This is a genomic window from Streptomyces sp. NPDC093065 (assembly GCF_044754585.1).
Lineage (GTDB): Bacteria > Actinomycetota > Actinomycetes > Streptomycetales > Streptomycetaceae > Streptomyces.
This window is the reverse complement of the sequence record NZ_JBIVPJ010000030.1, coordinates 68,018-85,467: the sequence shown is the minus strand read 5'-3', so window position 1 is coordinate 85,467 and position 17,450 is coordinate 68,018. Positions and strand designations below refer to the sequence as shown.

Here is a 17,450-nt window from a genome sequence, read left to right as displayed (position 1 = left end):
GGGGGGGGGGGGGGGGGGGGGGGGGCGGGGGGGGGGGGGGGGGGGGGGGGGGGGTGGCGGGGGGGGGGGGGGGGGGGGGGGGCGGGGCGGGCCCCCCCCCCCCCCCCCCCCCTGGTCTTGCACCTGAGGGGTAACTCAGGAGGTCGGTGAACCTGCCAGGGCGCCCCCGACGAGCAGGGGTCCGCCGCACTCGCCCTGGCAGGTGTCCGTGCCGCCGGCGACGCCCGTGGCGGCGGTCGGTCTGGAAGGAATGGGCCCGGACATGAGTCTCCTCAAGTGGTCGCCGGTGGGGGGTCGCCCGGGCGTGGGGGGTTGGACGGGGGTCTCGGGACAGACCCCCGTATGCCCGGGCGAGCGGCACGTGTTCACGCTAGAACCGGCGGTCCGGACCACCCAATGAGGGAACCCCCTAAGGGCGGCGGGCAGGGAAAACCCTCGGTTCACCACCGGTAAACCCGACCGTGCTCAGTCGGGGCGCCGGCCCGCCGCCAGCCGGACGATGTCGACCCGGGAACGGATCCCGAGCTTGCGGTAGACCCGGGTCAGCGTCGCCTCGACGGTCTTGACGCTGACGAACAGCCGGGCGGCGATCTCCCGGTTGGTCGCGCCCTCCATGACGAGCGCGGCCACCTGCCGTTCCATCGAGGCGAGCGCCGCCAGACCGTCCGGTTCGGCGGCCGGCACCGGGGGCGGTCCGGCCGCCCGCGCCGCGACGGCCGCCTCCACCCGCCGCAGCCAGGGCAGCGCCCGGCACCGCCGGAACAGCCGCGCCGCCTCGTCGTACGACGCCGACTCCGGGGCCCGTCCCGGCCGTTCGGCGTGCAGCTCGGCCAGCGCGAACACCGCCCGCGCCTCCTCCAGACCGAATCCGAGACCGGCCAGCCGCTCCCGCGCCGACGTCAGCCGGGCGACGGCCGCCCGGTGCTCGCCCCGCGCCGCCCGCACCAGCGCCTCGGACCGGTCGAGGACCGCGAGCACACTCCCGCGCCCGAGCCGCAGCGCGTGCGACCGGGTGACCTCGATGACGTCCATCGCCTCGGCCGGTTCCCCCGTGCGCACCAGCGCCTCCGCGAGGTCGCCCTGCCAGCGGCCGCGCGCCGGGTCGGTGATGCCCGCCCCGGCCTCCAGCTCCCGCACCCGGCGCAGTGTCCGTACGGCCGCCGTCGCGTCGCCCGCCACCAGGTGGGCGTGACCGAGCGCGGCCAGCGCCCGCGACAGGTACACGGCGTCGCCGTCCTCCTCCGTGCGCCGCACCGCCTCCCGCGCCAGCTCCAGCGCCCGGCCGGAGTCGCCGCCCGCGGCCTCGGCGAGCGCGGCCTGCATCACGCCGGCGCCCTCCCCGATGCCCGCGTCGCGCGCCAGGGTCAGGCTCTCCCGGGACAGTTCGAGGGCCCGGCCGCAGTGGCCCGAATGCAGCTCGGTCTCCGAGAGGAAACGCAGGTAGTGGACCTCGCCCTCGGCCATGCCGCGCCGGCGCACCTCACGCAGCAGCGCGGTGACGGCGGTGCGCGCCTCGGCCAGCCGGTCGTTGATCACCAGCCACCGGAACCGGGAGGAGCCCGCGCCGTTGTGATGGCACGCCACCCGCGGGTCCTGCGGTTCCTCCAGCGCCCGCTGGATGGTCGCGGCGGCGTCCGGATGGCCCATCAGGGTCTCCGACTGCGCCTGGAAGGCGAGCGCCAGCAGTTCGGTGCGCCGGTCCCCGCCCCGTGCCGCCAGCCGGGCCGCGTGCGCGGCGTCCTCCCGGCCCTGGGCGAAGTCGCCCTGCACCACCAGGGAGCGCCAGGCCAGCTGGTAGTGGACGAGGGCGAGCAGCCTCGGGTCGTCGCCCGCGTCGGCCAGGGCCTGCGGGAAGACGGCGTCGACCTCGCCGATGGCCTGCCCGGCCGCCTCGATCACCACCATCCACGCCCGTACCCGCTCGCCGGGCGCGGTGGCCCGGGTCAGCACCTCGCGGGCGATGTCCCGGGCGAGGTCCGGCTCACCGGCGGTGATGGCGTCCTCGGCCGCGGTGAGCCGGCGCTCGTCCGGGACCGGGGAGCCGTCGGCCGGGGTGCGGCGGGCGGCGAGCAGCCCCAGCGAGGCGGCCACCGACGGCGCCCCGCGGTCCCGGGCCAGCGCCGCGGCCTCCGCCAGCCGCGCGGCCACCCGAGGGTCGGTACCGGTGGTGGCCAGCGCCAGGTGCCGGGCGCGTTCGATCGGGTCGGAGGCGGCCGTGGACAGCGCCGCGTGCGCGGCCCGCCGTTCCGGCGCCGGGGCCTCGGCGTACAGCGCGGCCGAGATCAGCGGATGCGCGAACCGTACGGTCGGACCCTCCGGGTCGGGCGCCAGCAGCCCCAGCGCCGCCGCCTGTGCGGTCTCCGCCTCGGCGTTGTCCCGCCCGGCCGCGTGCAGCAGCGCCGGGGTGGGGCGGGCACCTGCGCTGGCCACCAGGAGGGTGCGGCGCGCCTCGTCGGACAGCATCTCCAGCCGGGACAGGACCAGGGCGCGCAGCGAGGTCGGCACCGGCAGCGGCTCTCCCGGACGCGGGGCGGCGGGGCTCTCGGCCAGGGCCCGGCCCAGCTCCAGGGCGAACAGCGGATTGCCGCCGCTGGTGCGGTGGATGTCGCGGACCGTGGACCGGTGCAGGCCCGCGTAGCCGCGTTCGTCGAGCAGCGCCGACACCTGGGCGCGGGTCAGCGGCCCCAGCCGCACCGCGCGGGTGTCCGGCGGTGCGGCGCGCAGATGGCGGTCGTACTCCGCGTCCTCCGTCTCGGGACCCTCGGTGCGCACCGCGCACAGCAGCCGTACCGGGGTGTCGCCCAGGCGGCGGGCGGCGAAGCCGAGGAGTTCCGCGCTGGCCGGATCCAGCCACTGGAGGTCGTCGGCGACGACGAGGACGGGCCCCGCGGCGGCGAGGGCGCGCAGTGCGGACAGGACGGCCAGGCGCAGCGCGAGACCGTCGCGCTGGAGGGTGGACTCGCCGCGGCCGGTGAGCGCCGACTCCAGAGCGGTGCGCTGGGCGGCGGGCAGGGTCTGGGACACCTCGTCGAGGACCAGGCCGAGGAGGTCGGCGAGGGCGAGGAAGGGGAGATGGGATTCGGACTCGGTGGCCGAACAGCGCAACACGGTGTGCGCCGTGCGGGCATATTCCGCGGCCAGGGTGCGCAGGACCGTCGACTTTCCAATTCCGGCGGGTCCGTGCAGCAACACACTGCCGCCCCGGGTGAGTTGCTCACGCGCCGCGCCGAACGAGTCCTCCCGCCCGATGACCAGGTCGGAGCGGCAACCGGCAGCCTCCGCGAAGTCCCGTGGCACGGTGACCGCTCCCCTCGGTGTGTCGTGTCCGGGCCAATATTAGGCAACGGGGCATTGCATTACGGAGGGACGACAGGGTGAGCCGAACAACAAAACATCAAAGCGCCGAAAACAATCACCGCGCGAAATCTCCGGCCGGGCCGGACGCACGGGGGCCCCGGCCCGTGCCCTACGGCAGCCACCCGGTCCGGCGGGCGGCCGCCACGGCCTCCGTGCGGGTGCGGGCGCCCAGCTTGCGCATCGCCGAGCGCAGATAGCTCTTGACGGTCTCCGGGCCCACCCCGAGCCGCTCGGCCGCCGCCCCGTTCGTCGCGCCGCCCGCCACGCAGGCCAGCACGTCCACCTCGCGCGGCGCCAGCCGGGGCCCCGGTGCGGGCCCGTGCCCCGCCGCCAGCAGACCGCACGCGCGCAGCAGCTCCTCGCGCAGCGCCGGGTCCGTGATCCGCGGCGCCAGTGCCCGCAGCGCCGCGTGCGCCTCCCGCACCTGCTCCCAGGCCGCGCCGCCCGCCGGGTCGGGCCCGGCCGCCCCCGCCGGCGGGGGCGCGACCGCGGCCAGCAGCTCGTCCGCCTCGTCCCGCAGCACCAGCGCCTGCTCCGCGTCCCGGGCCGCCGCGACGGCCGCGCTCAGCGTGCGGTCGCCCAGCGGCTGGGCCGTGCGCAGGGCCCCGTACAGCACGCCGCGCACCCGGCGCCGTACGACCACCGGCACCGCGAGGACCGAGCGCAGGCCCTCGGCGGCGACGGGCAGGTCGTACTCGTGGCTGATCTGCGGGGAGACGGAGTAGTCCGTCACGGCGCACGGCCGCGACAGTGCGACCGCCCGGCCGCCGAGCCCGTTGCCGGCCGTCACCGCCAGCGCGCTGAGCGCGGTCGTGGCCGTGCCGCTCAGCTCGCTGATGCGCACCCGGCGCTGCCCCGACTCGACCAGACCGCCGAAGGCGACGGGCAGCCCGGTCGTGCGCCGCAGCCGCACCAGCGCGCTGCGGATCTGAGCCGCCTGAGCCCCGTCCACCGCCACCCGCTCCGTCCTCCCTCACGACCGCCGTTCCGGGACGCACACCCCCGTTCGGGGGTAGTGAGACCCACATCACGGATTAGACGATGGCACAGAGCCGCCCGGCAAGGTCCGGCACCGAGGAGGACAGATGACGACGGCCACGGAGCTGTTCCGCAGCGCACGGGACTTCCTGCTGGAACACCGCGAGGACTACACCGCCGCCTACGAGGGGTTCCAGTGGCCCCGCCCCGAGAACTTCAACTGGGCACTGGACTGGTTCGACGTCATCGCCGACGGCAACGACCGCACCGCCCTGCACATCGTCGAACAGGACGGCCGCGAGGTCCGGATCTCCTTCGCCGAGATGTCCGCCCGCTCGAACCGCGTGGCGAACCGCCTGCGCGAGTGGGGCGTCGGCCCGGAGGACCGCATCCTCGTGATGCTCGGCAACCAGGCCGAGCTGTGGGAGACCGCGCTGGCCGCGATGAAGCTGCGCGCGGTCGTCATCCCGGCCACCACGCTGCTCGGCCCCGCCGACCTGCGCGACCGCGTCGAGCGCGGCCGGGTCAAGCACGTCATCGCGCGCACCGAGGACACCGGCAAGTTCGACGACGTGCCCGGCGACTACACGCGCGTCACCGTCGGCGGCGGCACGCCTGCCCCCGGCTGGCGTGCCTACGAGGACGTGTACACCGCACCGGAGGCCTTCACCCCGGACGGCCCGACCGCCGCCGACGACCCGCTGATGCTGTACTTCACCTCCGGCACCACCGCCCGCCCCAAACTGGTCGAGCACACCCACGTGTCGTACCCCGTGGGCCACCTGGCGACCATGTACTGGATCGGGCTGACCCCCGGCGACGTGCACCTGAACATCTCCTCGCCCGGCTGGGCCAAGCACGCCTGGTCGAACCTGTTCGCACCGTGGAACGCCGAGGCGACCGTCTTCCTGTACAACTACAAGCGCTTCGACGCGGGCCGCCTGCTGGCCGAGATGGACCGGGCCGGGGTGACCACCTTCTGCGCCCCGCCGACCGTGTGGCGCATGCTCATCCAGGCCGACCTCACCCGCCTCGCCACCCCGCCGCGCGAGGTCGTCGCCGCCGGTGAGCCGCTCAACCCCGAGGTGATCGAGCAGGTCCGCCGCCTGTGGGGCCGGACCGTCCGGGACGGCTTCGGGCAGACCGAGACCGCCGTCCAGGTCTCCAACAGCCCCGGCCAGGTGCTCAAGACCGGCTCGATGGGCCGCCCCAGCCCCGGCTTCCGCGTCGAACTGATCGACCCGGTCACCGGCGCGCCCGGCGCCGACGAGGGCGAGATCGCACTGGACCTGTCCGCGCGCCCCGTCGGCCTGATGACCGGCTACCACGGCGACCCGGACCGCACGGCCGAGGCGATGGCCGGCGGCTACTACCGCACCGGCGACATCGGCGCCCGGGACGAGGAGGGCTACCTCACCTACGTGGGCCGGGCCGACGACGTCTTCAAGGCCTCCGACTACAAGATCAGCCCCTTCGAGCTGGAGAGCGTGCTGCTGGAGCACGAGGCGGTCGCCGAGGCCGCGGTCGTGCCCGCCCCCGACGAACTGCGGCTCGCCGTGCCGAAGGCGTACGTCGTGCTCGCGGCGGGGTGGGAGCCCGGCCCGGACACCGCCAAGGTGCTCTTCGAGCACTCCCGCGACGCCCTCGCCCCCTACAAGCGGGTGCGCCGCCTGGAGTTCGGGGAACTGCCCAAGACCGTCTCCGGCAAGATCCGCCGCATCGAGCTGCGCGAGGCCACGGCGGCCGGTTCCACCGACGAGTACCGCGAGGAGGACTTCCGGTGACCGCGCCCTCGTCACAGCCGTCGTACGCCCACGGCACCGGCACCACCCCGCTGCTCGGCGACACCGTCGGCGCCAACCTCGGCCGCGCGGTCGCCGCCCACCCGGACCGCGAGGCCCTCGTCGACGTCCCGTCCGGACGGCGCTGGACCTACGCCGAGTTCGGCGCCGCCGTCGACGAGGTGGCGCGGGGCCTGCTCGCCAAGGGCGTCACCAGGGGCGACCGGGTCGGCATCTGGGCGGTCAACTGCCCCGAGTGGGTCCTCGTCCAGTACGCCACCGCCCGCATCGGCGTCATCATGGTGAACGTCAACCCGGCCTACCGGGCCCACGAGCTGGAGTACGTGCTCACGCAGTCCGGCATCACCCTGCTGGTCGCCTCCCTCGCCCACAAGGGGAGCGACTACCGGGCGATCGTCGAACAGGTCCGCGGCCGGTGCCCCGCGCTGCGCGAGACCGTCTACATCGGCGACCCGTCCTGGGACGCGCTCACCGCGGGCGCCGCGTCGGTGCCGCAGGAGCGGGCCGACGCCCTCGCCGCCGAGCTGAGCTGCGACGACCCGGTCAACATCCAGTACACCTCCGGCACCACCGGCTTCCCCAAGGGCGCCACCCTCTCCCACCACAACATCCTCAACAACGGCTACTGGGTGGGCCGTACGGTCGGCTACACGGAGCAGGACCGGGTCTGTCTGCCGGTGCCCTTCTACCACTGCTTCGGCATGGTCATGGGCAACCTGGGCGCCACCTCCCACGGCGCCTGCATCGTCATCCCCGCCCCGTCCTTCGAGCCGGCCGCCACGCTGGAGGCGGTGCAGCGGGAGCGGTGCACCTCGCTGTACGGCGTCCCCACCATGTTCATAGCCGAGCTGAACCTGCCCGGCTTCGCCTCCTACGACCTCACCTCGCTGCGCACCGGCATCATGGCGGGCTCGCCCTGCCCGGTGGAGGTGATGAAGCGGGTGGTCGCCGAGATGCACATGGAGCAGGTCTCCATCTGCTACGGCATGACCGAGACCTCCCCGGTCTCCCTCCAGACCCGCATGGACGACGACCTCGAACACCGCACCGGCACCGTCGGCCGCGTCCTGCCCCACATCGAGGTCAAGGTCGTCGACCCGGTGACCGGCGTGACCGTGCCGCGCGGCGCCGCGGGCGAACTGTGCACCCGCGGCTACGGCGTGATGCTCGGCTACTGGGAGGAGCCCGGGAAGACCGCCGACGCCATCGACCCGGGCCGCTGGATGCACACCGGGGACCTCGCCATGATGCGCGAGGACGGGTACGTCGAGATCGTCGGCCGCATCAAGGACGTGGTCATCCGGGGCGGCGAGAACGTCTACCCGCGCGAGGTCGAGGAGTTCCTGTACGGCCACCCGAAGATCGCGGACGTCCAGGTCGTCGGCGTACCGCACGAGCGCTACGGCGAGGAGGTGCTGGCCTGCGTCGTCCCGCGCGACGCCGCCGACCCGCTCACCCTGGAGGAACTGCGCGCCTACTGCGACGGGCAGCTCGCCCACTACAAGGTGCCCAGCCGCCTCCAGCTCCTCGACTCCTTCCCGATGACCGTCTCGGGGAAGGTGCGCAAGGTGGAGCTGCGGGAGCGGTACGGAGACCGGCCGGCGCCGGACGTCCGCTGATGGCTCTCACTGGATCAGTTCGAGGTGCGGGTGGTCCGCGGACACCGGGCAGACGTGGAGCTGCAGGTCGTAGCCGCGGGCCAGGTCGATCCGGGTGTAGTTCGCCGGAGGGACGCCCGGCGGGAGCGGGTCGCGGGCCTGTTCGCCCTCCGGGGCCCAGCTCCTGCAGCCGCTGTTCCACTCGGTCGTGGCGACGGTCAGCAGCGGGTCCATCGCGGTGCCGCACTCCGCGCAGACCCGGGGCACGGGATCGGTGAGGCCCCAGCGGGACCAGCCACCGGCCTTCCAGCCGGGGGAGACGGACAGCGCCGAGACATAGAGGTCCTGCGGGGCGTCGGCGTAGGAAGCGTCCGGCGCGGCAGCCTGCCACCTGCTCCAGTCCGCCAGCTCCCGCTGAAGTTCCTTGTCCAGTTCCATGAAGTGGGGGTACTCGACGACCTCCTCCGGCGCGAGCAGGCACGGCTGGGGAAGGTAGCCGGGGTACTCGACCGCCGGCGGCTCGGGGGGCGCGTCCAGGACGTCGGTGACCGCCGCGGCGGACCGCCAGAACAGCGCGGTCCTGGGGTGGGCCGTGGCCGGGTGGTCGAAGGGGCACCACAGCACCTGGAGCAGATCGGCCCCCGCCCGGCCGGGCGGGGGCAGCAGGGGAACGTCGCGCGCGTGGAGCTGGGCCACGGGCAGCATGGCGATCGGGCCGCCGGGCCGGGGGAGACCGGCGTCGGCCAGGTCGTCGAGCGCCCGTTCCCCGGCCCCGTGGGCCTCGGAGCCCGGTCGCCGCGCAGGGGCCGGGATGCCGCGGTCCGCACGTTCCTCCGCCAGGTCGAAGGCCGCGTCCACCTGCTCCCACGGGTGCGGGTCCGGGCAGTGCGGCCACGGTTCGCCGGCGGGCCACAGGAGCGGCCCGCCGACGGAACTGTCGTGCGGGGAGGGCGACCCGGGGCGGGGATGCAGCCGGGTCGCCGTGCGTGCCAGCGGGGCCAGCCGAGGGAAGAGTGCCGTGACGTCGAACGGTCGCGGCGGGGTGGTACGACTCATTCCGGCTCCCGGAGGCGCGCGTCGGAGGGGATCAGTTGCCGAGGTTGAGCAGCCCCGTGTTGCGCTGGGTGTTGGTGATGTAGACCTCGGGGAACAGCGGCTGCGTGGTGCCGTCCGCCCGCTCGACTGTAGCGCTCATCGTCACCCCCTGGGGGATGGTGCTGGTGCTGTCCGCGTACTTGGGCACGACCTGGTAGAGGATGGCGTCGTTGGGGCCGAACGCCGCGTTCGCCACCGCCGTCTGCGCCGCGAACTCGTAGGTCCGCATGCTGGGCGTCCCGGTGTTCATGCCCACCTGCCAGCAGGGGACGAGGTTGTCCTGTCCGCCGTCCCGGAGGCCGCCCTTGCCGCCGAGGATGTTGGCGATCAGGTGGCACCGGGCGAGCTGGGTTCCGGGCGAGTGCGTGCGGGCGAACGCCTGGGCGTCCTCCCAGCCGGTGATGTCGCCCTCGGCGGGCGAGCCCTCGGGGACGTTCTTGCTGATGCACGCCTGGGCCGTGGTGGCCCGGGTCCCGGCCGGATCGGGCGGGCTGGGCGTCTTGTTCCTGTGCAGGACGGCTTGCGTGGTGTTCCTGATCCAGCCGTCGCCGGAGGGCAGCGCGCCGGTCGGCGCACTCTGCAGGCAGGCGGCCTGCGGCTCGGCGGTCGAGCCGGCGATCTCCACCCTGAACGCGTCGGCCTCCACCACGCGCTGGCTCGCGAAGCCCTCGAAGAGCTGCGTCTCGGCCGCCTGGACGGAGGCGGCCGACGCGTGCACGCGTGCACAGGGCCTGCCGCCGTCGTCGCCGTTCATCCGGTAGACGTCCCACCCGCCGCTGCTCCAGTTGGGGACGACCTCGGCGCACCGGGCACCGTCGGTTCCTCCCTCATGGGTGGCCGCGAAGGGGAACTCGCCGCAACTGTCGTCGGCGACGAGGTCCGTCCTGGCCTGGAACGGCTCCGAGGCCCCGCTGCCGCACGTGCGGCTCGTGCGGTCGGCGACGCCGTCCTTCGCCCGGGTCAGCGGCTTGTTGCGTCCCCAGCCGTCGGCCAGGTTCTCCTGGGCCCACAGGTAACCGGCCGCCGCGGAGCCCGAGCTGGACGCCGCGCTCAGCTTGACGACGGGCATGACGGAGGGCACGACGCAGCCGCGGGCGGGCGTGGTGCCGGCCGCGTCCCGCACGTCGTCGTCGCAGCGGATCTCCTCCGGGTTGCTCCAGGAGGCGTTCGGATCGGTGATCTGGGCGCCGGGAGAGGTGACGAAGAGCTGGTACGACGTGGTGAACCGGAGCTTGGCGCCGGCGGCCGGGGAGGAGGTGTAGGTCACGAAGCCGTTGACGGACTGGCCCTTGACCAGCTCGCCCCCGTACCACGGAGCGTTCTTGCTCGCCTTGCAGCCGGTCGAGCACGCGGACCTGAGCTTCGCGGTCAGGGACGTGACGGCCCCGGTGGCGCCGGTCATGGTGACCGTGACGTACTCGTTCCACTTCGGGTTCGCGATGTCGGCGGGCAGCAGGGCGCTGGTCGCGACGTTCAGGGTGCCGGTGCCGATCTCCTTGCCGTTGCCGTCCTTGAGCACGTACAGCACGGTGATGCCGCTCACGCAGTAGCCGAAGCGGCTGTAGGTCCACTGCCCGGGAACCGTGACGGCACAGCTTGCCGAGTCGTCGTCGGCGGCAGCGGCCTGCGGCACCGACCGCGTGGCGGCGCGGGACTGCCGGTCCGCCTGCTTCGCCGGCGCCGCACTCATGGTGACGCAGGCCTCCACGGCCCCCGCCCTGCGCTCGCGGGACCCGGCGCGTGTGGGCGCGCACTCCTGAGCGGGGGACACCGGAGCGGGCCGGGTCCGGGTGGGCGCGGGAGCGTCGGTCAGGCCGGCCACGTCGATCCGGCCGGCCTGGCGCCCGGGGTGCTCCCGTGCCGTCGGTGTGTCCTGTGCCGGGGCCATGGCCGTGGTGCCGGCGCCCAGGGCCAGGACGGCCAGCAGGGAGACGAACAGGCGCCGGGAGCGCGGTATTCGAGACGATGGTCTCATCGTAGGACTGTCCTTTCGGGTGTGACGAGCCGTCCGGTGGCGGCCGGTGTGCCCGGCCCGCCGCCGGTCAGAAGAAGCTGGACAGTCCGCTGGTGATCGAGGACACCAGCTCCTTGCCCTCCTCGGCGACCTTGTGCACCACCGGCGCGACCTTCTTGCCGGCCGAGACGACGAGCTTGCCCCGGCCGAAGGTGGCCAGGTTCAAGGCCGTGCCGCCGATGGACTTGACGAACTCGCCGCTGGCGAAGCCGTGTTCGAGACCGGTGAACAGCGATCCCAGAGCGCCGGCGCCGAGGGACACGTAGCCGAAGAACGCGGCGCCCGCCGCCAGCGGGGGGAAGACCAGACTGGCCAGACCGAGTCCGGCCGCGATGAACCCGGTGGCGATGCTGACCGTGTTCGCGGCGTCGGCCCACCAGCCGGCGTCCGACCACCAGTCCTCCTTCCCGGAACCGGTGCCGTTCGGGTGGACGTCGTCGTTGGTCTCGTTGTCCGCCGGGTTGTGGCCGTCTTCCTGCTGCTGCTGCGCCCTCTCCTTGGCCCGGCGGGCCTCCTCGCGCTGTTCGGCGGCCCGCTTCTGGGCGACGATGGCGCGCGCCTGGCTGGACGCGGCGGCGGCGGCCTTGGCGTCGCGGCCGGCCTCCAGCTCCGACTGACGGGCGCTGGCGGCCGAGGCCTGCGCGCTGTAGGAGGACTGGAGTGCCGAACGGGCGGAGTCGACGGCCTTGTTGGCCGAGTAGTTGGCCGAGCGCGACGCGCTGCGCGCGGTCGCGGCGGCCGCCTTGGCCGTGCTGGCCGAGGCCTTCGCGTCGGCGGCGGACTTGTCGGCGGCGTCGGCGTTCGCCTTGGCCTGGTCGGCGTAGCTGTCCGCCTTCTTCGCCGAGGCGATGGCCTTGTCCGCCCACTCCTTCGCCTTGTCGGCGGCGTCGCGGGCCTCCGCGGCCGCCTTCGACGCCAGCGCGGCGTCCTCCTGTGCCTGGTGGGCGATCTTGGCCGCGGCGGCGATGGCCCCGCGGATCGCGGCGACGTGGGTGGCGGAGTCGTGGTCCAACTGCGCCGCCGTGTGCTGCACGACCTGGACGAAGTTGCGGCGCATCCAGGTGGGGCCCTCCAGCGCCACCTGGGCGTAGGACTTGACGTACTCGCCCCCGTTGGCGAGGGCCGTGGAGGTGGTCACCGCGTCGTCCTCACGGACCGCCTCCGGATAGGTGCGGTCGAAGAATTCCGCGATCGCCTCGGGTGTTCCGGCGTCCAGGGCGTCGTTGGCCGCCTTGGTGACCGCCTTGCCCGGGTTGTCGTTGAGGATGCGGGAGATCTGCACCAGGCTGTCGTCCTTCGACGCCCGGATCATCCCCGAGGTCAGGAAGTCGCCCACGGCGGTGGCGCTCTCGCTCTCCAGGGCCGCCTGCGCGGCCTCCGCGATGGCGGGGCTGGAGATCTGGGCGAGGTACAGGACGGTCTCCCGGTCGTCCTGGGCCTGGGCGAGGGCACGGTCCAGGTCGATCCACGAGTACAGGTCGTCGTCGGTGCCGGCCAGCGCGTACTGGGCGGCCTGCCGCGTCCAGGCGCCCTTCGCCTCCAGCAGGCCGGTCGCCGCCCGGCGGCCCAGGGTGGCGGCGAGCGCCAGGTCCCCGGTGTCGAACAGGGCCTTCTCCGCGGCGGCGATCGTCTCCTTGAGGGCCTCGGCGGTCTGCTCGTCCTGGGTGCGCTTGTCGTCGTACTCGGCCTGCTCCTGCGCCTCGATCTCGGCCAGCAGCCGGGCCTCGTCCATGCCCTGGAGCCTGTCCTGCTCCAACCGGGCCAACTCGGCCTCGCGCGCCGCCTGCTCGGTCGCCATGGCCTCCTCCACGGCGGCGGTGGCGGTGTTGGCCGCCTTCACGGCCTCCTCCGCGTGCGCGGTGGACTTGTTGGCGTAGTCGATCGCCTGACCGGCGTACTTGACGGCCTCGTCGGCCGCGTCGGCGGCCTTCAGGGCGTGCGCGGCGGCGGAGTTGGCGGCGTCGCGGGCCTTGCGCGCCGCGGAGGCGGCCGTGTTGGCGAGCGCCTGCGCAGTGGAAGCGGCGTTGGTGGCGCGGTTGGCGGCGGTCGTGGCGATGGCTGCCTGCCGCTTGGCCTCGTTGGCCTCGGCCTGGGAGGCGCCGGCGGCCGCGGCGGCCTGCGCGGCGGCGGTGGCGGCGGCCGCCGAGTTGCGGGCGGCGGAGGCGGCCGAGTTGCCGGCGTTGTAGGCCGCCGCGGACGCGGAGGCGGCGTAGTCGGCCGCCTTGGCCGCGGTCTTGGCCTTGGCGGCGGCGTCGCGGGCGGCGAAGGCGGCGTCCTTGGCCTGCTGGGTCTTGTTGGCGTCCTTGGACGCGGCGATCGCGGCGCTGTACGCCCGGGAGGCCGCGTTGCCGGCCGTCGCGGCGGCCTGGGAGGCGGCCGCCGCGGCCCACGAGGCGCGACGCGAGGCGACCACGGCGGCGTTGGAGGCGCTGATGGCGTCACGGGCGGCGTTCGCCGCTCCCTTGGCCGCACTCGCCGCCTTCCGGGCGGCCGCCGCGGACTTGCGCACGTCGTCCTTGGCGGCGGACGCCTCCGCGGCGGCCTTCTGCGCGGCCTCCTTGGCCTTCACGGCGGCGGTCTGGGCCCGCTCCGAGGCCTCGACCGCCAGGTCGGTCTCGGCCTGCGCCTGTTTGCCCTCCCGCTCGACCACGGCCACCAGCTCGGCGATGGTCGCCGACTCCTGGTCCCGGGCCCTGGCTATGTGCTGGCCGGTGTCGAGGAACCACTGGACGTCCGACGCGGTGCCGCTCAGCGCGCGGTCCGCGTACTTTCGCACCTCCGGCCCCGCGCCGACCAGCATGGAGGCCACCTGCACCTGGGCGTCCTCCAAGGCCCCCGCGTACTGTCCGTCGACGAGGAAGTCCTCGAGGGCCTGCTGGGTGTCGGCGTCGAGGGCGGCGGACGCCTCGCGTCTGACCCCCTTGCCGCCGGTGCTCGACACGATGGAGGTGGCGACGGCCAGGTCCTCCAGCAGGGCCGGCTTGTACCCCTCGCTCAGGAAGGCCGCGACGGCGGCGTCGTCGTTGTCCAGCGCGGCGGACGCCTCGCGGCGCGTGCCCTTGCCGGCCCGGAAGATGAGCCGCGAGACGGCGACGCGGTTGTCCTCCGCGACGACCTTCGGGAGCGCTTCGGTGAGGAAGGTCCGGATGTCGGCGTCGGTGCCGTAGAGCGCGTAGGCGGCGGCGGCCTTGGTGGCGCGGCCGCCCGTGGACCAGGCCTTGACCACCTTCGCCCGGTCGGTGTCCGGCAGAACGAGCGAGTCGTCCGCGGGGTCCTCCCCGTCGGCCGCCCGGGCGGGCCGGGCCAGTGAGAAGGGAGTGGCCGCCACGGCGGTGGCGGCCGCGACCGTGCCGAGCAGGCGTCTGCGGCTCCAGAACATCGTCTGCATGGGTGAGTTGTCCTCGTCGTTGTGGGTGGGCGGCAACGAATGCACGCGATGGGCCGTGCCTATTTGAGCGCGCTTCATTGGGGAAATCAATTGTGAATAAGAGGATGTGAGGAAGCGTCAGGAATGCCCGTTCAGTGACCCGGGTGATCTGCACAGGTTCTTCACGTCAATGCGCACAACCTTTGCAAAACGTGAGAGACGTCACTCCATCCCCTCAACTGGTGTCCCTTTTGGGGTAGTTAACTCGGTGGACAGTGTTCACCGAGTGACGTGACATGGTCACAGCGACGGCACCGAGGGTTCAGGAATGGCTATTCCAGCAGGCACGTACCGCGTGGTTTCCGTCCCGTAATTTCGGTCGGGTGCGGACGCCCGGCCGTACCTGAATTGATTAAGGATCGGCATGAGAGAAAACGTCGTTGTCGCGGCGAATTCACCAAAGAGGAAGCGGCTCGTCGCGCGCACCCTGATCGCGGCCGCCGCCGCGGGGGCTCTGGCGTGGGGCGTGCTCGCGTCCGTGCCCCAGCACCCGGCCGGCGGTCCGTCGGTCTCCGTCGCCGACGAGGCGCCCGGGTACGCGGTCGAGGACTTCGACTACCCGCAGGCGGACAAGATCGAGGCGGAACAGAACATCCTGCTCAAGCGGGGCGACGGGCACATCACGCTGGTGGACTGCTCCAGCGGGACGGGGTTCATCGAGGTGCGGGCGCGGCGTACCGCGGACAAGGTCTGCTTCAAGTCGGTGGGCGACTCGGGGTGGCTGACCCTGGAGATCCCCGCGGTGTACTCGATGCGGGGCAACGAGTACGAGACGCAGGTGGACATGACCGTGGGGGACGAGGAGAAGTCCTTCGAGCTGGAGAAGAACACCTGGACCCCGGTGGGCGAGAGCGCCGACGAGCAGAACCGAGAGCACCTGCTCGTGGAGATCAGGACCTCCAAGTAGCGCCAGACGACCGCCTCAGCCGGACCTCCCAGCAAGGAACCCACACATGCGACACACCAGACCCGTGCGCCTCGCCGCACTGGCCGCGGCCCTGACCGCGGGAACACTCGTCCTGACCGCCGTGCCCGCCACCGCCGTCACGGGACCCGCCTCCGCCTCCTCCGACACCACCCACGCCTACACGGCGCAGGTCGTCGTCGGCGACCACGACCGCGGCTGCTCCGGCGTCCTGGTCGACACCGAATGGCTGCTCACCGCGGCCAGTTGCTTCGCCGACGACCCCGCCGAGAGCCTCGCGGTGCCCGCGGGCAAGCCGGCCCGCACGACCACCGCGACCATCGGCCGCGCCGACCTCACCGGCACCGGCGGCGCCGTGCGCACGGTCGTCGAGCTGGTGCCCCGCACCGACCGCGACGTGGTCCTGGCCCGGCTGAACCGCCCGGTCACGAACGTCGCCCCCGTCGCCCTGGCCGGTGCCGCGCCCACCACGGGCGAGGAGCTGACGCTGGCCGGCTACGGCCGCACCAGGACCGAGTGGGCGCCGCTGAACCTGCACACCGGAGTCTTCTCGGTGGACGCCTCCGAGGCCACCACCGCGACGGTGACGGGCCAGGACGGCGTGGCGGCGTGCATGGGCGACACCGGCGGTCCGCTGGTGCGCACCGTGAACGGCACCAAGCAGCTGGCCGCCCTGAGCAGCCGCTCCTACCAGGGCGGCTGCTTCGGCATCGACACCGCCGAGACCCGCACCGGCGGCGTGGTCACCCGCGTCGACGACCTCGGCTCCTGGGTGGCGTCAAAGACCGGCGCCAACCGGATCACCGACTTCAACTGCGACGGCGTCGAGGACGTCGCCGTCGCCGACCCGATGGCCGACGTCGACACACACGCGAAGGCGGGCCTGGTCAGGGTCGTCTACGGCGACGGCAAGGGCACGGCCGAGATCACCCAGGACCTCGACTGGGTCGCGGGCGCCTCCGAGGGCAACGACCAGTTCGGCACGACCCTGGCCACCGTCGACTACGACGAGGACGGCTGCACCGACCTCGTGGTCGGGACTCCGCGCGAGAACATCGGCGACGTCGTCGACGCGGGCATGGTCGACATCCTGCACGGCGGGCGGGGCGGCCTCGGCACCTCGGCGACCAGGGCCACCCACTTCGAGCAGGGGGCCGGGAACGGGACCATCGCCGGCTCCGCGTCGGAGACCGGCGACCTGATGGGACAGGCCCTCGCGGCCGGTACCACCGCCGCCGGCGAGCCGTTCCTCGCCATCGGTGTGCCGGGCGAGAGCCTGGGCTCCGTCGCCAAGGCGGGACAGGTCTACTACGTCCGGGGCGGCACCAACGTGGGCATCCACCAGGACAGGCTGAACGTTCCCGGCGCCGTCGAGGCGAACGACGGCTTCGGTGAGGTGCTCGCCGCGGACGCCAACCACCTCGTGATCGGCGCCCCCAACGAGAACATCGCCGGAGACGACGCGGCCGGCCTTGTCGCGGTCTTCTCGCACACGCTGAACAGCGAGAAGCGGCCCACCCCGCTGTTCGGTCTCGACCAGGACCTGGACACCGTGTCGGGCGTCGCCGAGAAGGGCGACCGCTTCGGCGGCGCCCTGGCACTGGCGCCGTACCGCCCGTCGGGTGCCGCGAGTGCCGACGAGTCGCTCCTGGCGGTCGGTTCACCGGGCGAGGCCCTGACCATCAACGGCGCCGACAAGGCGGAAGCAGGCAGCGTCTACATCCTCCGGGTCACCGCGGCCGGCACCTACACCCAGCAGAACGGCGGCCTCTACTCCGGCACCGCCGACGACGACGTCTCCGGCGCGTCCGAGGCGGGCGACCACTTCGGCGCCACGCTGACCGCCGTCAACACCGCGCCCCGCGAGGTGAGCACCGTGGCGACCATGAAGCTGGCCGTCGGCATCCCCGACGAAGCCCTCGGCACGGCGAAGAGCGCCGGCGCCGTCCACGTCTTCTCGATGCTCGGCAAGCCCGGCGACAACGACAAGTGGATCGAGTCCGGCGACGGCGACGGCATCCCCGGCGCTCCGGGCGCGAACCAGCGCCTCGGCCAGAGCCTCCACTTCACCGGCACCCACCTGTACGTCGGCATGCCCGACGGCCCGAGCGCCCACGGCGCGCTCCACGCCCTGCCGATGTCCAACGTGACCCTCGGTGAGCCCTACGCGGCGCCCACCGTGTACCAGCCGGGCCAGGGCGGTCTCCCGGCCTTCGGCACCGCCTTCGGGTACGTGGCGAGGTAGGTACCCCGC

General features: G+C 73.7%; 9 protein-coding genes. 4 read left to right on the top strand and 5 right to left on the bottom strand.

All coding sequences use genetic code 11. From position 1 onward, the window contains the following. Window positions 1-465: 465 nt before the first annotated feature. Entirely contained in the window at window positions 466-3,297 is a 2,832-nt protein-coding gene (locus ACIQFU_RS34970; RefSeq protein WP_402557063.1) for an AAA family ATPase, read from the bottom strand. 169 nt (window positions 3,298-3,466) lie between these two features. Next, window positions 3,467-4,315, bottom strand: a complete 849-nt coding sequence (locus ACIQFU_RS34965; RefSeq protein WP_402557061.1) for a response regulator transcription factor — start codon at window positions 4,313-4,315, stop codon at window positions 3,467-3,469. 127 nt (window positions 4,316-4,442) lie between these two features. On the opposite strand from ACIQFU_RS34965, the gene ACIQFU_RS34960 reads away from it, so the two are divergent. Together ACIQFU_RS34960 and lbuL are read left to right on the top strand one after the other, a co-directional pair. Continuing rightward, a complete protein-coding gene (locus ACIQFU_RS34960) occupies window positions 4,443-6,119 on the top strand; it encodes an AMP-binding protein (RefSeq protein WP_402557059.1) in 1,677 nt (558 codons plus the stop codon). Next, window positions 6,116-7,756: a linear/branched/unsaturated fatty acid:CoA ligase LbuL gene (gene lbuL, locus ACIQFU_RS34955; protein WP_402557058.1), complete on the top strand. Its 1,641-nt coding sequence runs from the start codon at window positions 6,116-6,118 to the stop codon at window positions 7,754-7,756. The genes ACIQFU_RS34960 and lbuL overlap by 4 nt, the downstream gene beginning before the upstream one ends. A gap of 6 nt (window positions 7,757-7,762) precedes the next feature. Here lbuL and ACIQFU_RS34950 read toward each other — a convergent pair whose 3' ends face one another. From ACIQFU_RS34950 to ACIQFU_RS34940, 3 genes are all read right to left on the bottom strand, one after another. Further along, a complete protein-coding gene (locus ACIQFU_RS34950) occupies window positions 7,763-8,791 on the bottom strand; it encodes a hypothetical protein (RefSeq protein WP_402557057.1) in 1,029 nt (342 codons plus the stop codon). Window positions 8,792-8,822: 31 nt separating this feature from the next. After that, window positions 8,823-10,805: a DNA/RNA non-specific endonuclease gene (locus ACIQFU_RS34945; RefSeq protein ID WP_402557056.1), complete on the bottom strand. Its 1,983-nt coding sequence runs from the start codon at window positions 10,803-10,805 to the stop codon at window positions 8,823-8,825. Between the two features lie 67 nt (window positions 10,806-10,872). Further along, a complete protein-coding gene (locus tag ACIQFU_RS34940; RefSeq protein WP_402557055.1) occupies window positions 10,873-14,232 on the bottom strand; it encodes an ALF repeat-containing protein in 3,360 nt (1,119 codons plus the stop codon). A 403-nt stretch (window positions 14,233-14,635) separates the two neighbouring features. Here ACIQFU_RS34940 and ACIQFU_RS34935 point away from each other — a divergent pair, with 403 nt between their 5' ends. Together ACIQFU_RS34935 and ACIQFU_RS34930 are read left to right on the top strand one after the other, a co-directional pair. Next, window positions 14,636-15,178, top strand: a complete 543-nt coding sequence (locus ACIQFU_RS34935; RefSeq protein ID WP_402557053.1) for a hypothetical protein — start codon at window positions 14,636-14,638, stop codon at window positions 15,176-15,178. 46 nt (window positions 15,179-15,224) lie between these two features. Continuing rightward, entirely contained in the window at window positions 15,225-17,441 is a 2,217-nt protein-coding gene (locus tag ACIQFU_RS34930; protein ID WP_402557052.1) for a trypsin-like serine protease, read from the top strand. Window positions 17,442-17,450: the final 9 nt, after the last annotated feature.

Excerpts from the sequence above, each read along its gene's own strand:
- ACIQFU_RS34945 (WP_402557056.1), bottom strand. The coding sequence starts at position 10,805 with ATGAGACCATCGTCTCGAATACCGCGCTCCCGGCGCCTGTTCGTCTCC.
- ACIQFU_RS34935 (WP_402557053.1), top strand. The coding sequence starts at position 14,636 with ATGAGAGAAAACGTCGTTGTCGCGGCGAATTCACCAAAGAGGAAGCGG.
- ACIQFU_RS34960 (WP_402557059.1), top strand. The coding sequence starts at position 4,443 with ATGACGACGGCCACGGAGCTGTTCCGCAGCGCACGGGACTTCCTGCTG.
- ACIQFU_RS34930 (WP_402557052.1), top strand. The coding sequence starts at position 15,225 with ATGCGACACACCAGACCCGTGCGCCTCGCCGCACTGGCCGCGGCCCTG.
- ACIQFU_RS34950 (WP_402557057.1), bottom strand. The coding sequence starts at position 8,791 with ATGAGTCGTACCACCCCGCCGCGACCGTTCGACGTCACGGCACTCTTC.
- ACIQFU_RS34940 (WP_402557055.1), bottom strand. The coding sequence starts at position 14,232 with ATGCAGACGATGTTCTGGAGCCGCAGACGCCTGCTCGGCACGGTCGCG.